This window comes from Rhizobium johnstonii 3841 (assembly GCF_000009265.1).
Taxonomy (GTDB): Bacteria; Pseudomonadota; Alphaproteobacteria; order Rhizobiales; family Rhizobiaceae; genus Rhizobium; species Rhizobium acaciae.
In genome coordinates this window covers 794,906-810,213 of record NC_008378.1, presented here as the reverse complement: position 1 = coordinate 810,213, position 15,308 = coordinate 794,906, and the positions used below count along the sequence as shown (strand labels likewise).

The 15,308-nt window shown below is 60.9% G+C and carries 16 protein-coding genes; 7 read left to right on the top strand and 9 right to left on the bottom strand.

Annotated elements, in window-relative coordinates; genetic code table 11:
- Nucleotides 1–26 precede the first annotated feature (26 nt).
- From RL_RS36625 to RL_RS36615, 3 genes are all read left to right on the top strand, one after another.
- Nucleotides 27–950, top strand: a complete 924-nt coding sequence (locus RL_RS36625) for a LysR family transcriptional regulator (RefSeq protein WP_011649496.1) — start codon at nucleotides 27–29, stop codon at nucleotides 948–950.
- Nucleotides 951–1,071: 121 nt separating this feature from the next.
- The gene (locus RL_RS36620) at nucleotides 1,072–1,989 is read left to right on the top strand and encodes a DMT family transporter (protein WP_041937033.1); all 918 of its coding nucleotides are present in this window, start codon (nucleotides 1,072–1,074) and stop codon (nucleotides 1,987–1,989) included.
- A gap of 188 nt (nucleotides 1,990–2,177) precedes the next feature.
- Nucleotides 2,178–2,627, top strand: a complete 450-nt coding sequence (locus tag RL_RS36615) for a pyridoxamine 5'-phosphate oxidase family protein (RefSeq protein ID WP_011649494.1) — start codon at nucleotides 2,178–2,180, stop codon at nucleotides 2,625–2,627.
- 22 nt (nucleotides 2,628–2,649) lie between these two features.
- Here RL_RS36615 and RL_RS36610 read toward each other — a convergent pair whose 3' ends face one another.
- A complete protein-coding gene (locus RL_RS36610) occupies nucleotides 2,650–3,894 on the bottom strand; it encodes a DUF763 domain-containing protein (protein ID WP_011649493.1) in 1,245 nt (414 codons plus the stop codon).
- A 115-nt stretch (nucleotides 3,895–4,009) separates the two neighbouring features.
- Here RL_RS36610 and RL_RS36605 point away from each other — a divergent pair, with 115 nt between their 5' ends.
- Nucleotides 4,010–5,536: a phospholipase D-like domain-containing protein gene (locus tag RL_RS36605; RefSeq protein ID WP_011649492.1), complete on the top strand. Its 1,527-nt coding sequence runs from the start codon at nucleotides 4,010–4,012 to the stop codon at nucleotides 5,534–5,536.
- On the opposite strand, the gene RL_RS36600 is transcribed toward RL_RS36605, so the two are convergent.
- Nucleotides 5,483–6,445: a lysylphosphatidylglycerol synthase domain-containing protein gene (locus tag RL_RS36600; protein ID WP_011649491.1), complete on the bottom strand. Its 963-nt coding sequence runs from the start codon at nucleotides 6,443–6,445 to the stop codon at nucleotides 5,483–5,485. The genes RL_RS36605 and RL_RS36600 overlap by 54 nt on opposite strands.
- Before the next feature lie 93 nt (nucleotides 6,446–6,538).
- On the opposite strand from RL_RS36600, the gene RL_RS36595 reads away from it, so the two are divergent.
- The gene (locus RL_RS36595; protein ID WP_011649490.1) at nucleotides 6,539–7,267 is read left to right on the top strand and encodes an endonuclease/exonuclease/phosphatase family protein; all 729 of its coding nucleotides are present in this window, start codon (nucleotides 6,539–6,541) and stop codon (nucleotides 7,265–7,267) included.
- Nucleotides 7,268–7,290: 23 nt separating this feature from the next.
- Here RL_RS36595 and RL_RS36590 read toward each other — a convergent pair whose 3' ends face one another.
- The 4 genes from RL_RS36590 to RL_RS36575 all read right to left on the bottom strand — a co-directional run bounded on the left by RL_RS36590 (nucleotide 7,291) and on the right by RL_RS36575 (nucleotide 11,558).
- Nucleotides 7,291–7,797, bottom strand: coding sequence for a hypothetical protein (locus RL_RS36590; RefSeq protein ID WP_011649489.1), 507 nt, complete (start codon nucleotides 7,795–7,797; stop codon nucleotides 7,291–7,293).
- 74 nt (nucleotides 7,798–7,871) lie between these two features.
- Nucleotides 7,872–9,008, bottom strand: a complete 1,137-nt coding sequence (locus tag RL_RS36585; RefSeq protein ID WP_011649488.1) for an NAD(P)/FAD-dependent oxidoreductase — start codon at nucleotides 9,006–9,008, stop codon at nucleotides 7,872–7,874.
- Between the two features lie 96 nt (nucleotides 9,009–9,104).
- Nucleotides 9,105–10,640, bottom strand: a complete 1,536-nt coding sequence (locus tag RL_RS41085) for an amino acid ABC transporter permease/ATP-binding protein (protein WP_011649487.1) — start codon at nucleotides 10,638–10,640, stop codon at nucleotides 9,105–9,107.
- Nucleotides 10,641–10,730: 90 nt separating this feature from the next.
- On the bottom strand, nucleotides 10,731–11,558 hold the full coding sequence (locus RL_RS36575) for an ABC transporter substrate-binding protein (protein ID WP_011649486.1): 828 nt from the start codon (nucleotides 11,556–11,558) through the stop codon (nucleotides 10,731–10,733).
- A gap of 181 nt (nucleotides 11,559–11,739) precedes the next feature.
- On the opposite strand from RL_RS36575, the gene RL_RS36570 reads away from it, so the two are divergent.
- Nucleotides 11,740–12,810: a LacI family DNA-binding transcriptional regulator gene (locus RL_RS36570; protein WP_011649485.1), complete on the top strand. Its 1,071-nt coding sequence runs from the start codon at nucleotides 11,740–11,742 to the stop codon at nucleotides 12,808–12,810.
- A 177-nt stretch (nucleotides 12,811–12,987) separates the two neighbouring features.
- Nucleotides 12,988–14,091 (top strand): LuxR C-terminal-related transcriptional regulator, encoded by a 1,104-nt coding sequence (locus RL_RS36565; RefSeq protein ID WP_011649484.1) that lies wholly within the window; start codon nucleotides 12,988–12,990, stop codon nucleotides 14,089–14,091.
- Nucleotides 14,092–14,234: 143 nt separating this feature from the next.
- On the opposite strand, the gene RL_RS36560 is transcribed toward RL_RS36565, so the two are convergent.
- The 3 genes from RL_RS36560 to RL_RS38900 form a co-directional block, all read right to left on the bottom strand.
- Nucleotides 14,235–14,498: a hypothetical protein gene (locus RL_RS36560; RefSeq protein WP_011649483.1), complete on the bottom strand. Its 264-nt coding sequence runs from the start codon at nucleotides 14,496–14,498 to the stop codon at nucleotides 14,235–14,237.
- 136 nt (nucleotides 14,499–14,634) lie between these two features.
- Complete coding sequence (locus RL_RS36555; protein WP_011649482.1) at nucleotides 14,635–14,865, bottom strand: hypothetical protein; 231 nt, start codon at nucleotides 14,863–14,865, stop codon at nucleotides 14,635–14,637.
- A gap of 180 nt (nucleotides 14,866–15,045) precedes the next feature.
- Nucleotides 15,046–15,294: a hypothetical protein gene (locus tag RL_RS38900; RefSeq protein WP_028743001.1), complete on the bottom strand. Its 249-nt coding sequence runs from the start codon at nucleotides 15,292–15,294 to the stop codon at nucleotides 15,046–15,048.
- Nucleotides 15,295–15,308 lie beyond the last annotated feature (14 nt).

The following is a 15,308-nucleotide window of genomic DNA, read 5'->3' as shown; positions in this document are numbered from 1 at the left end:
TTCGCTAAAATCGAACGATTGAATCAATGACGTTTGAGCAGCTTTCCATTTTTGTCGCGGTTGCCGAACGCGAGCATCTGACCAAAGCCGCCTTTGCGATCGGGCTGACGCCATCGGCGGTCAGCTCGGCTATCCGCAATCTCGAGACCTCCTATGGCGTCGAGCTTTTCGATCGCGTCGGACGACGCATAGAGCTGACATATGAAGGACGGGTGTTTCTGGGGGAGGCTAAAGCGACGCTGGCGCGCGCAAAGGCCGCAGCGCTCGTCCTCTCCGATCTCGGCGGCTTGCAAAAGGGTGAACTGGTGGTTTTTGCGAGCCAGACGATCGCCAGCTACTGGCTGCCGGCAATGCTGATGCGTTTCAAGATCCGCTACCCGGGCATTGACCTGAAGCTGATGATTGGCAACACGACCACGGCGGCGAAAGCGGTACTCGATGGATTGGCCGAAGTCGGTTTCGTCGAAGGCAGTGTTGATGAGCCGGCGCTGCATGTTCAGCCGCTTGCCGAGGACGAACTCCTTGTCGTCGTCGGTCCACGCCATCCCTGGGCGCGTGGCAAACCAATTGCACCGGCAGACCTGGTTTCGGGCACAAAATGGGTCATGCGGGAAAAGGGGTCCGGAACCCGGTCGGCTTTCGAGGCGGCGATTTCCATTCTCGGCATAGTCCCCGCAGATCTGGCTGTCGCGCTTGAGCTGCCGTCGAACGAGGCGGTTATATCGGCAGCAAGAGAGGGCCTCTGCGCGACGGTCGTCTCAGGTGCCGTGGCCGCGCCGCTCTTGACGCAAGGTCTGCTGGTAAAGGCGCGCTTCCCTCTGCCGTCCCGCCAATTTGCGATCCTGCGGCATAAACAAAGGCACTCCAGTCGTGCCTCGCTGGCGCTGGAAACCATTTGCCGCGAGGATAAAGCGGCCGAAGTCCAGAATTGGGATGATTGGGCGCTTTAGGTATGATCCACCGCGCCGGTGGTCTGCTTCACCGTATCATCGATGCGCTTGACATCGGCAGAGTTAAGGCAGAAGCCGCACTCGGCCGCGCATGCGCGGCTGCTTTGCGAGGATGCGAGAGATGACGACCAAGACTGGCGTAGCCAATGCCGGAAACCTGATCATGACTGGCGTTGTGCTGATGCTGCTCGGCGATCTGCTCTTTGCGCTGAACGATGCTATGGGCAAATGGCTGGTTGCGAGCTTTGCCGTCGGCCAGGTGCTGGTGATCCGCTCTGTCGGCGCTTTCATCGTGCTCGGACCAATGATCCTCCGGCAAGGGCCGATGGCCTTGTTCCGCGTCGAGCAAAAGGGCCTGCAGTTCATCCGTGTTTTGATGGCGACCTGCGATGTCGCGCTGTTTTACGCTGCCGTCGCCTATCTGCCGCTCGCAGACGTCATGACCTTCTATATGGCCGGACCGATCTATATTGCGGCGCTTTCGCATTTCTTTCTCGGAGAGAAGATCGGCTGGCGCCGTTGGCTCGCCGTTCTGATCGGCTTTGCCGGCGTCGTCATCGCGCTGCGTCCGTCCACGGCGATGCTGTCGCTTCCATCGCTCTTCGGTCTTGCCGGCAGCCTTGCCTTTGCGCTGTCGCTGGTGATGAGCCGCTATCTACGCTCGACCAGCGACACGACGCTGGTGACGTGGCAGACGATCGCCGCGCTCGTCACCGGCATCGTCTTGAGCATCGGTCACTGGCAGCCGGCAACGCTCATCGACTGGTCCGGCATGCTGCTGCTCGGCATCGTTGCCACCTGCGCGCATCTGCTTATCACCCGCTCGCTGAAGCTCGCGCCGGCATCGCTGCTCGCGCCGCTGCAATATACGCTGCTGCTCTGGGCGATCGTCCTCGGATACCTCTTCTTCAACGATATTCCCGATACGCAGATCATCGTCGGCGCCGCAATCATCGTCGTTGCGGGGCTCTTCATCTTCCACCGGAAGAACCTGAAAGAAACGGTTCCGGTCGAAGCCGTCCCGCCCGACGGCCATTGAGGCTACAGCGCCTTATCTTTCGGGCTTTGCATAGGATGCTGCTGTAACTCCTGGAATTCCTGCATACTTCCATCCTTAAACCGTGCGGGAATACACCAAACGGATGGAGGCTTAGTCACGTGGGCTTTCCACGGAACAATTTGGACGCTTGCACGCTACTCCCGAGCATTCGAACCCGGGAGATCGCAATGGCGTCCATGACCCTCGAAGACCTATCCTCGCAACTGAAGAAGATCGATTTCTGCATGCTGTCGACGAACGCCGGGTCGGGCCGCATCTCGGCCCGACCGATGAGCAATAACGGCGACGTCGAATATGACGGGGATTCCTGGTTCTTTTCGTATGAAGACACCAGCAAAATCACGGAGATCGAAGGTATCGACACCGTCTCGCTGACGTTCACGGCGCCTCCCAGCCTGCTCGGCAAACCGGGGATTTTCATTGCTGTCGAGGGCTTCGCCTCGCTGGTGCGGGAGAAGGCGGCTTTCGAAGAACATTGGGTGCCCGATCTCGAGCGGTGGTTTCCCGAAGGTGTGGACACTCCCGGGATCGTTCTTATCAAAGTTTCGGCGTCCTCCATCCGGTACTGGGATGGTGAGGAAAACGGTGAGGTCATCCTTCCCGGCTCAGCGAGTTAAGATAGTGGCATAAAGAGGCGCCCTACTCTGCAGGCGGCTCCTCCCAGCCGAAGACACTGCGGCCGCCGAAATCGGCGGATTGGCGGAATTCGCCGGCGATGATTTCCTTGAGGTCTGGACCCGTGACATAGCGTTCCAGCTGCCTGGATTGGTCGTCCAGGCGCTTGAGCGCCTGCAACTCCTCCTCGCGTCCGAGCCTGCCCTTCTGCACCGCCGATTTCATCACGGCGATCGTCTCGTCATAGACCTTGAGCGGGACCGGAAACGGATGGCGGTCCTTGCCGCCATGGGCGATCGAGAAGCGCGCCGGATCGGAAAAGCGGCAGGGGGCGCCGTGGACGACTTCCGCCACCATCGCCAACGCCTTCACCGTGCGGGCGCCGACGCCTGGAACGAGCAGCAGCTCTTCGAAATCCGCCGGCCCGCGGTCGGCGGCGGCAGCCAGATTTCCATGCAGGCGCCGCATGTTGACGTCGCTCTCGCGGACGTCGTGATGCGCAGGCATGATCAGGTGCGGCAGCATCGGCTGTTCGGCGGGTTCGGGCGTCGGCGCTTCGGCACGCAGGAGTGCGGCGGCTTCGCGGATGATCCGGTCGGGCCCGAGGGTTGCCAGCAGATCGAGCTGACCGCGCCGCGAGCGTTCGGCGCGGCGGTCGGCAAGATTGACGATCTCGCCCTGGCTCCTTCCCTCGATTGCCGCATGCGGCGAGTCGACGAAGTTCTCCAGCCCTTCGGACAGCCAGTGATAACGCCGGGCCTGACGCTTATCGCCGTTCATGCCTTGCTGCACAACCACCCAATGGCCGTCATCGGCGACGATGAAGCCGTGCAGATAAAGGTCGAACCCGTCCTGAAGGGCGGCGCTATCGACCTTAGCGATGAGACGGCTCGTGGTCGCAAGCCCCTCGCCGTCGAGGCCGACCCGCTCGCCGATCGAGACGAGCTCCTGCGGGGTCTTCCGCGAATGCGCGCCGCGGCCGCCGCAAACATGCAGGCCGAGCTCGCCGGCACGCGGCTTCAGCCCGCGCTTCAACGCGCCGAGAACGCTGGTGGTGATGCCGGAGGAATGCCAGTCCATGCCCATGACCGCGCCGAAGGACTGGAACCAGAAGGGATGCGCGAGCCTGCGCAGGAATTCGTCGCGGCCGTAATGATGGACGATCGCCTCGGTGATCAGTGTTCCCAACCGCGTCATCCGGTCGCCGAGCCAATGCGGTACGCGTCCCCCGTGAAGGGGAAGATCGGCGCTGCCGGCTCGTTGTGACATCTCGTTTCCTTACATTTTGCATCGCAGGCTGCCCGTAGCGCACCACTGGCCGACGCTATGGGGGAACCCAGGCAAATTCCGGGCGTTTGTGCTCCAGTTAGAGGCCGAGGCAATCATGACGACATTCGAAACCATCTTCAATAACCCGAGCTTGCCCCAAACAAAATCACAACGGCCGGGCGACGGCCAAAAACAGGAGGACAGCGCCTTGTCCCTGGAAGGGAGCGCTGCCAAGGCGGCCTTCCTGATCAACGGCAACAGCTATTTCGCAGAGCTGGCGCGCGCGTTGCGGCAGGCGCGGCGCACCATCTGGATCGTCGGGTGGGATTTCAATCCGAACATCCGGTTGGAACCCGATAAGTCAGACGAAACGCTGGCCGACCTGTTGCATGCCCTGGCAGCGGCAAATCCGAAGCTCGAAATACGCATCCTCATCTGGGCGCTCGGTCCCGTTTATTCTGGCAAGTCCCTGCAGCCGCTGCGGAAGAAAGACTTTCCCAGGAATGTGCGGATCGATCTGCGCTTCGAACTTCAGCCGACATTGCGCGGCTGCCACCATCAAAAACTCGTCTCTATCGACGATACCGTCTCCTTCATCGGCGGCATAGACCTGACGTCGCGCCGGTGGGACACCTGGCTCCACCGCGCCAAGGATAAGCTACGGCGCGACCCCAAGGGCGTTTCCTATGATCCGCTGCATGACGTTCAGGCAATGGTCACCGGCGACGCCGCCAGGTTGATCGGCGATATCGTCAGGCAGCGCTGGGAAAACGCCACCGGCGAAAGCCACCTGCCGCTGGCCGAAAATGTCCCCTTCGCCTGGCCGGACGATCTCGCCGTTTCGATGAGGGAGATCGCGGTCAGCTTGGCGCCGACGGAGCCGTCGACCGCTTTTCGCCCCGGCGTCAGCGACGGCATCGCCATGACATTGGACGTCGTCGCCCGGGCGAGGCGGCAGCTTTACATCGAGGCGCAATATCTCGCCTCCTTCCGCGTCGCCGACGCCATTGCCGCGCGGCTACAGGAGGAAGACGGCCCCGAAGTTGTCATCATCTGCACGCGCAGTTCTCATGGGCTGATCGAAAAGATTGTCATGGGCGGCAATCGCGACCGAGTCATCCGCCGCCTCAAACGCGCCGATCGCGCCGATCGCCTGCGCGTCTACTATGCCGTCGTGCCCGGGCCAATCGTGCCCGGGCCAGTCACGGCGAAAGAGAGCGGCGAGGTGGAGGTGCTCGTCCATTCCAAACTGATCATCGCCGATGACGAGCTGGTCCGCATCGGCTCCTCCAACCTCAACAATCGCTCGGAAGGGCTGGATGGCGAATGCGACATGCTGTTCGAGGCCGGCAACAACGAGCATCGCCGCGCGATCGCGGACCTGCGCAATTGCCTGCTTTCGGAATATCTCGGAACCACCCCGGAAAGTTTTGCCGCAGCCATTATGCAAAGCGGCTCGTTGATCCAGGCGGTCGACGCGCTCAATGACGGGCCTCGGGGTTTACGGGAATTCACCGTCGAGCTGTCGGGCAGCATTTCACCGATTTCAGGCACGGCGATCTTCGACCCGGTTCGACCCTTCGCAGTTTTAAACCGACTGGGCCTCGGCACGCTCGTCCGCCGCCTCATTCGCCCCGCGTGACGCCCGTCGGAAAACGACCTCGCTGATGACGAGAAGGGTCGTGCCGAGCGCCAGCGGAATGAAGAAATAGGCGCAGCGGAACGCAATCAACGCGCCGATCGACGCCTCCTTCGGCACGACATAGGAGATCGTGGCCTCGAGCACGCCGAGACCGCCCGGAACATGCGTTGCAAGGATCGCCAAATTGGCAAGCACGTAAGCCGTGACCGACCTGAAGAAGGCAACGTCGCCGAAGGCCGAAAGCATCTGGTGCAGGCAGGCGGCGACGAGCATGAAATTGATCGTCCCGACCCCGACCTGTGCGATCGCGATCGAAAATCGCGGTAGCTGAAACGACCAGCGCCACAGCCGCAACGTGCCGCGGATGAAAAAAGCCAGGCCCGCATAGACCGCCGGCACGACCAGCGCCAGTAAGCCGAAGATGCGCACACTTGCCGGATCGATGCGCAGCAGGCGCCCGGCATCGCCGGGATTGATGATCATGGCAAGACCGCCAAGCGTGATCAGCCCAAGCCCCACCGTGACGCCGCAAAACAGGATGATCTTCGCCACGTCCTCCGCCGTCAGCCCCCAGCGTGAATAAAAACGATAGCGAAAGGCGCCGCTGCTGAGACCGGCAAAGCCGATATTGTGGCCGAGCGACAGGCTGATGAAGGACGCCAGCGCAATCCTGGGATAGGGCAAGGATTTGCCGAGCGAACGGATCGCCAGGAGATCGAAGCAGCTCAGGCACAGATAGGACCCCGCCGCAAAGAGAAGTGCCGTGCAAAAGGTCGAAAAAGGGATGCTGCGAACCGATTGGACGATCTGATCGAGGCTGTATTGTTGGAAGATCCGATAGAGGAGAAAGACCGCAAGACAAAGGGCAGCAACGAGCAGTCCATTCCATATCATGCTTTTCAAGCTCATCGATTGTCCTCAGGAGTGCGAGCGCCATAGTCCGATCATCGGGAACGATCAAACGAGTTTTGTGTTCCCCCGGGGAACGAGTTCAGCGGGCCCATGCCGGATAAATCAATCAAACTCCTGACCTATAACGTGCACAGTTGTATCGGCGGCGACCGGAAGCTCGATCCCGGCCGCATCGCTTCTGTCATCGCCGAGGCTGAGGCTGATATCGTCGCTCTTCAGGAGGTCGACGTCCTCAGGCGCAGGACCGGCGGCGTCGACCAGGCCCATGCGATCGCCTCGCTTTTGAAGATGCAGGCTCATTTCCATCCGGCGCTGTCGATCGCCGAAGAGCAGTATGGCGATGCGATCATCACTTCGCTGCCGACAGGCGCGGTCAAGGCCGGACCATTGCCATCCATCGGCGAACAGCGCGGCGCCATTTCCGTCGAAATACTGGTCGGCAACAGAAAACTGCTGGTCGTCAACACCCATCTCGGCCTTCGTGGCCGCGAGCGCATCCGGCAGATGACGACATTGCTGAACCCCGGCTGGCTGCGCGGCACGGCGGATGAACCTCTTCCAACCATCCTCTGCGGCGATTTCAACGCCATTCCGTCATCGGCGACTTACCGACTTGCCGCGCGGTCATTGAAAGACGTCCAGCTCGCAGGCGGCGCCGCGCCGAGAGCGACCTTTCCCTCGCGCTACCCGCTGATGCGCCTCGACCACATCTTCGTCACGGACGATCTCATCGTCAAAAAGGCGGCGGTCCTGGAAAACCGCCTGACAAGGATTGCCTCGGACCACCTGCCTCTGCTCGCGGAAATCGGCTTCGCCTGAACAGTCATCGAAGCTGACGACTTTCACCGGGCGAGCTTCCGGTTCATCGCCGCCGCCACCAACGGTAGCGCCGTCGTCGCCACGGCTCCCAGAGGCAACCGCATGATGCCCCTGGTGACGACGAAGGCCGCCGCCATTGCACCTGCCAGCTTGAGCCAAGGCTGATTGCCGAGCTGCGCATGGGCGCTGGCATCGGCCCATCGGACGTTCTCCGTAACGACGGTCGCGGCCTGATGTTGGATCACATGAAGGCGAGCGCGGAGGTTTTCGAGTTCTTCTCGCAGTTCTTGCAGACGGCCTTCCAGGACATGACCTTCGTAGATCGGGAGAGGCTCCTCGACGGTGTCTCCAACGGAAGCGTGACCACCGAGCGTCGCAATATATGCCCGATATTCGGCCTCGCTGGCGAAACCCTCACGTCTGATAAGATCAGGATTGATGCTCGCCTCTTCGAAGGAGGCCGGCGCGGTTTCCACACCGTCGCGCATATCCTTGTTTGCGCCGGTGTCCCCGAGTTCGTCCTTGAACATGATGTGTCTCCAGTTGTTCCTGGCGATAGAACGCTCGACGGCTCAGAAGGATGCATCGGCCTCCGCTCCTGCCTTCATCTTTGCGACGCGCTGAAACGCTCCGGCCGAAAGTCCGCCAGCAGCGGATGGCGGTGTCCGGTGGCGATCTCGTCCGCCAGCAGTTCGCCGGCAATCAGGCCGAGGGTGGCGCCGCTATGGCTGAAGGCGACGAAATAACCCGAGATCGATGGCAGTTCGCCGAAGACGGGCTCGCCGTCGCCAGGGATGGGCTTCGGGCCGACACCATAATCTTCGACCTCCAGCACCGGATTGCCTTCGAGAACCCTGGAGGCCTCGCGCAGCAATCCTTCCAGCGTCGATTGCCTGACATCATAGCTGCCGTCGGGCTTCACGCTCACCTCTTCCTCGGACCAGGCGGCGTCGAGCGCGAAGCCACCGTTGGGCGTCGGCCGGATGGCGACGCGAGGGGTGTTGAGCACGGCCTTCAGCGGATGGCGGATCGGCTTGGTCCTGACGAGAAGGGCGACAGGCGTTGAATCGCCGATATGCTGGCCGGCCTCGGCCACGATTGCGGGAACGTCGCCGCCGGCAGCAAGCAGCACGGCATCAGCATCCCGGCGCATGCCGTCTGCCGTGATCACGCCACGGGCGCTCCCGCTTTCGACATCGACCATCGCGCGACCCGCGTCCGTGACGATCTCGCCACCCAGCGTACGGAATTCTTTCACGAGCGTGCCGATCAAGGACGGAAGATCGACCCAGCCCTCCCCGGGGTTGAAGATCGCGCCTTGCCGCGTCACCACACTTGCATCGACACCCGGCGTCGCCGCGGCAATTCTTTGCGGCGCGAGCCATTGCGCGTGATAGCCGAGATCGCGCTCATAGTCGAAGATTTCGGCGATCTCGTTGCCGGCATCGTCCGCATCCCAGGTCAGGCCGCCGTCGAAGCGCAGCCACGGCGCATCGGGATACCGGACGGCCAGCGTGCGGTAGCGATCTATGCCGGCCAACCGCAGCCGGTGATAGGCATCGGTGCGTTTGCGCGCCGAGTTGAGCCAGGCGAGCGAACGGCCAGAGGCGCCGTTGGCAAGCGGGCCATCATTGATGAGCACGGTGCGGACCCCGAGCCGGGCCAGATGGACAGCCGTCGAGACGCCAAAGATCCCGCCGCCGATGACGACGACCTTCGAAGGTTTGATGGAAGCGTTCATGTCGATAACCTTGTTTTCTGCTCTTGCTAGGTCGAATGAAATCCGGCACGCCCGGGGTGAGGACGACCGGGAGCACCATGCGTTGCCTGAGGCGCTTCAGAGAACTTCAGCAAGGAAGCGCTTCAGCCGCTCGCTTTTGGGATTGTCGAAGATCTGCTGCGGGCAGCCGGCCTCGACGATGCGGCCCTCATCCATGAAGACGACTTGGTCTGCCACCCTGCGGGCAAATCCCATCTCATGAGTCACCACGGCCATCGTCATGCCCTGGCGGCCGAGGGCGGCCATCAGGTCGAGCACGCCCTTCACCAGTTCGGGATCGAGCGCACTCGTCACTTCGTCGAACAGCATGATCTCCGGATCCATGGCCAGCGCGCGGGCGATGGCGACGCGCTGCTGCTGCCCACCTGACAGACCTGCGGGTCGATGATCCCTACGCTCTGCGAGACCGACCTCGGCCAGACGCGCCTCGGCGATGCGCCGCGCCTCCTGCCTCGGCATCTTCTTGATCTTGGTCAGCGAAAGCATGACGTTTTCGAGTGCCGTGTGGTCGGGAAACAGGTTGAAGTGCTGGAACACCATGCCCACACGCCGGCGCAGCCTCTCCGGCTTCATCGCCAGGATGCTCTCGCCATCGAGCAGGATGTCGCCGCCCTTCGGCTCGACAAGCCTGTTCATGCAGCGCAGCAGCGTCGACTTGCCCGAGCCGGAAGGGCCGATAATGCAGGTGACCGTACCAGCGGCAATGTCGAGATCGACACCCTTCAACACGTCGAGATCGCCATAGGCCATGGTGAGGTCCCGGATGTTCAGGGCCCCGCCCTTGAAGCGCGGCGTACTCTCCTCGGCCGTGCCCGTGGGAAGGGGGCCGGCAGCGGCCCGCAACTCGCTTACCTCGACCAATCCGCTCGCAACACCCGAGCCGCGGCCTTGTTTTCCGAGCCGCAGTCTCGCATCGATATAATTGACGAAGTGGGTTAGCGGCACGGTGATGACGAGATAGAAGACGCCCGCCAGCAGCAGCGGTGACAGATTGCCGGTGACGACGGCCTGGTCCTGGCCGACCCGGAAGATCTCCCGCTCGGAAGCGAGCAATCCGAGGAAGTAGACAAGGCTGGAATCCTTGACGTTTCCGATGAATTGATTGACCAGCGCCGGCAGAACCCGCCTGATGCCTTGTGGGATGACGATCAGGCGCATGCCCTGCCCATGGCTCATGCTGAGCGCCCGGCAGGCTTCCATCTGGCCGCGCTCGACGCTTTGAATGCCCGATCGGAAGATTTCGCCGATATAGGCTCCGGCAATCAGGCTGAGCGCCAGGATGCCGAGCGGAAATGGAGACGGGCCGAAGATCTCGCGTCCGATCCGGGCAAAACCCTGGCCAATGATCAGGATCGTGACGATCGCCGGAAGCCCGCGGAAAATATCGGTGTAGATGCGCGCCGGCAGCCGCAGCCAGCGGGATTGCGAGATGCCCATCACGGCAAGCGCCATACCGATGATGACGCCGAGCACGGTCGAGGCAGCGGCCAGGATCAGCGTGTTCTTCAGGCCGACGCTGATCATGCTCGGCAGAACTTCCGCCATCGCATCCCAGTCCAGGAAGCTGCGGCGCAGATTTTCAAGCCAGTTCATTCAGATCCCCATGAATTCTTGCCCGGCGCAGACGCCGCCGTCCGGCAGAGCCTTGGTAAGCCGCCCGCCATGAGCGGGCGGCTTGCGGCGTCACTTCTTGGGAAGATACTGTTCCGGCATCGGCGAGCCGGGGAACCACATTTCGTAAAGGGTCTTCCAGGTGCCGTCCTGCATCGCATCGTGAAGCGCGCCGTTGAGCGCCGTGCGAAAGGCGTCATTTCCTTTTCGGACCACGAAGCCAGCAGGCGCATCGAAGGACGGGATATTCACGGCAACCTTCAGCGCGGGATAGCGCTCGCCATATTGCTTGGCGGCCTCGTAGTCGAGAAAATGCGCATCGACCGTTCCGTTGTTGAGGGCGGCCACCGCGGAATTGTTGTCGGGAAATTTCACCAGATCGGTTCCCCCGAAATTCTTGGCTGCATAGACCTCCTGCAAGGTCCCCTGCACGACGCCGAGACGCTTGCCCTTGAGGCCATCTGCATCCTTTATACCGGCATCCGGGGTCAGGACGGAGAGATAACCGGCAAGATAGCCGTCGGAAAAGTCGATGGTCTTCTTGCGGGCTTCGGTGGTTCCGATCGCCGCAACGGCAACGTCGAACCTTTCGTTTGCGACCGACGGCAGGAGTGCTGAAAATTCCTGACCCGTAAACGTCACCTTGTCTTTCTGAAAGCCGAGGCGGGAGACGACGTTAAGAAACAGCTCGATATCGAAACCGGTGAACTGGCCGTCCGCGGTCGCAAAAGTATAGGGCTTGGAATCGCCCATCGTGCCGACGCTGATAGTACCGGGCTCGATCAGGTTATAGGGATTGTCGACGGCGGCCGCAGAACCTGCGCCCATCGCAAGAAGGCATGTGACAAGGCCGGCCCGCAACGGTGCCATGATGGCCGGAAAAAATAGAAAAGGCTTCATCGTCGTTCTCCGCTCTGAAAGGAATGCTCTTGTCGGCATTGTCGGTCGTCCTGCCCTGCCGCGCAGTGCGGTAGAGTTTTATGGACAAGATACCGGTCTCTGATATAAAGAGACCGGTCTCACAACATATTTGATATCCGTCAATTGACCGGTCGTCAACAACTCTTGTAGTCCTCGGCCCATGGAAGATTCCGCTCATCCGAAACGTTCAGTTACGGTCGCCGACGTCGCGAAGGCCGCAAAGGTCTCGAAGGCCACGGCCGCCCGCGTTCTCGGCGGCTACGGCGTGGTCAGCGCCAAGATCACAGATCAGGTCATGGCGGCAGCGGCCGCCCTCGAATATCGCCCGAACGAACTCGCCCGCAGCATGAGCACCGGTAGATCCGGCATCATCGGGGTCGTGGTCGGCGACATCGAGAACGCTTTCTTCAGCCTGGCAGTGCGCGGCATCAGCGATGCGGCCCGTCTTGCGGGCTTCAACGTCATCATCGCGAATTCGGGCGAAGAGCTCGATGCGGAAAGATCGGCCGTCGACCTCCTGATCGGCAAACGCGTCGATGGCCTGATCGTCACGCCGGCCCGTTGCGACAGTATCGATCATCTCCACCACATCCGCCGCGCCGGCGTGCCGCTCGTCCTGTTCGACCGGGCCATCCCCGAACTCGATGTCGACGCCGTAACCGGCGACGACCGGGATGCGGCCATCGCGGCGACCCGGCATCTGATCGGGCAAGGACATCGCCGCCTCGCCTACGTCTCTGCCATGGATGCCGAGGGCGGTGGGCTCACCGATATCGGGCGGATCTCGAATTCCGCCGTGCGCGAACGCGTGGAAGGTTTTGTCAGCGTCCTGACCGAGGCGGGTCTGCCGAACCCTCTTCATTATGTCAGGCTCGGCGCCACGGACCAGCATCAGACGGACGGCGTGATTAAACGACTGCTCTCGGACAGTGCTGCGCCGACGGCGCTGCTGGCATCGGACAGCCTCGTCGGCTTGCGCATCTTCAAGTCGCTGCAATCGCTCGGCCTGTCGATCCCCAAGGACGTGTCGATGATATCGTTTCTCGACGCCGATTGGACCAGCGTCACCGTTCCGCCGATCACCATCGTCGACCAGCGCGTCTACGAGATGGGCAAGCTCGCCGGCGAGCGGCTCATCGCCCGTATCGAACGCACCCCTCTTGCCGTCGAACGTCTACGCGTCAGCACGAGCCTCGTCCTGCGCGGCTCCGTCGCCACGATTGGCCGGTGAGGCCTATGGAGTTGGCTATACCCCCATCGCTTTGCGAAGCAGCGAGTAGTACCGCATTGCGATCGGTCACAAATGCCCATGGCCGCCGGCTTGATATTACATGGGGTTGCTGTTGTCTTTGCCTGACCAACGTTATTTAATACCGAAAATACTCGCTGTGGGATTTTCAGAAAGATCATGCTCCAGTCAAAAGACGCTTCATCTGAGCTGATAGATTTGATCTATGGAAGTCTATTCGGTGAGTGCAACTGGCAGGATTTTCTGGATCGCGTTGCGCAAACTTCGCCGAATGGCAAGGCTGCCCTCCATTACCACGATCTGGCCTCGCCTGTGGCCCATGTTCCCTTCGTATCGGGGTTTTCGAGGAATGAGGTCGACCAGTTCAGCAGCCACTTTGCCGCAGTGAACCCCTGGATTCCGAGATTGAGCTTTGTGCCGGTTGGTCAAGGTGTCTGCGGAGACGAAATCTTTCCACGCGAAGACTTGCTCAAATCGGAATTCTACAATGATTGGCTGAAGGGACAGGCCCGATGCGAGACGAGCATCGGTGTCTCGATCATTCGGGAGGAAACCCGCACCTTCGTCCTATCGACCTGCACGTCGTCAGCCGACCCCGATTTCAACAAAGAGGCAGCCGGGCGTTACACGATACTCGCGCCTCATTTGAAAAGAGCTTTCGACTTCATCCGGAAGCGCGATCTACTCGCCCCGGAAAGACAGACGACGCAAACCCTGTTTGATAGCATCGGCGTCGGACTGATCTACGTTTCGGAGCAAGGGCGAGCACGTCAATGGAATAAGAGCGCGGAAGCCTTAATGGCGGCTGGCTTTCCTGTGCAAGTCGCCCCGAGTGGCAAGCTCGAACTTCAATGCGAGAGGTCGACTGCCGTTCTTAATTTCCTGACTTCCAGAAAGGGTGTGCAAACAAGGCCGCATACGGCGATTGCAAATGGGAAGGACAAGGCTAGCTATCGCATCACACTCCTCCGGCTCCAGTCTGATGCATTCACTGAGTTCGTGGAGGGGCCGACCGTGGCCGTCATTGTTGAGCCGATGGTGGCCACGCCACTCAATGAGCGGCGAGATTTCCTAATGGAAGCCTACAAACTGACTGCGACGGAGATTCGGATCGCATCAAGCATTGCCTCGGGCCATTCTCCAAAAGAGGTGGCCATAGCCGATCACATCAGCTACGAAACGGTCAGAACCCACCTCAGAAACATCTATTCCAAGCTCGGGGTAAACTCCCGGGTTGGCTTGGTCGCGCTGCTCATGCGCTGACAATAGTCCTGCAACTCGTCCCTGCGCATGGCTAGCGAGCCTCTGCATATTGCGAACGGGTTCCGAGAGCAAAGACGTGTGACACTCGACATGAATTCCGGCAACCCTTGTCTCATTGCGTTGGAAAACCAGCGCTACGCCCTCTAATCGTAGAGCTCGCCGTGACCAATCTGCTCCTGTCTGGCAGGTGCGTCGCTGATGGAGGGATCATCGGCCGGATCGGGATCTCTCTTGTTGGCATCGCTCAGAAACTGCGCGGCCTTAAGCAGTGCCGCAGTTATCTCCTCGGTGCCCCATCCAGCTTCATTGGCGGCTGCAATCAGCCTTTCCAAAGCGTCGCGTGCGGCAGCGGTCGCCTCTTCGAAGCGCTGCGCGGGAGATTCGGTCTTCGGTGGTGGAAAGGTCATCGGCGTTCCCTCCATGTGTCTGGCTATTGGGGATGAACGCAGGCCGCGGGAAATGGATGCACGATCATGCCGATTTAACAAGCGGCGACCCTATACGCACGCACTGGCCGACAAGGGTCGGCCAGTCTTTTCCCCCTCAGATGACCGTCTGCAACAGAAACGGAGAGCGCTCCAACGGACGCTGGGCGAGGATCCTCAGCATTGCGGGGCCTTGTATGCCGGAAGTGGTGCAGGAATGGCCGTCGTGATAGACCACCGTCATGATGCGGCTGAGACTATTGTACCTGATCTCTGCGATCGTCCGGGTGTGAACCGGAAAGATGAATTCATGGGGTTGAGATTTCTCCCCCGAGGTTTTCAAGGTCATTGCGATGCCCCAACGAAAAAAGCAATTTTAGCCCCACCGCGCCCTGGTCTGAGCCTAACGGTGTCTATCAAGCACATATTGCTGCGACGGTCGCGTGACATCGGCGTGACATGCAGAATCGACACTGCCAACTCAGGGCGGAATTGGTGACGCGTCAGTTGCCAAAGCGGCCATCAACCGTCAATGCAATGTCCGACGGATCCCGTGTGCGAGAGCGGCCTGCGGCCAGCATTCGACCGTGCGCGCCAACGATCGAACGGCTTCGTCCACATTGAAAACCACGTCCCCGAGCCGCTCGATCTCATGATCAAGCTCGTAGACCTGGACTTCGTCGAGGTCGTCATTCTGAAGCCGTCGCCTCATTGCATCGATAAGGCGCTCAGTTCGCCCAACGATATCAAGAGCGCTTCGTATGATGATGTCGAACATGCCTATCCCCTCTC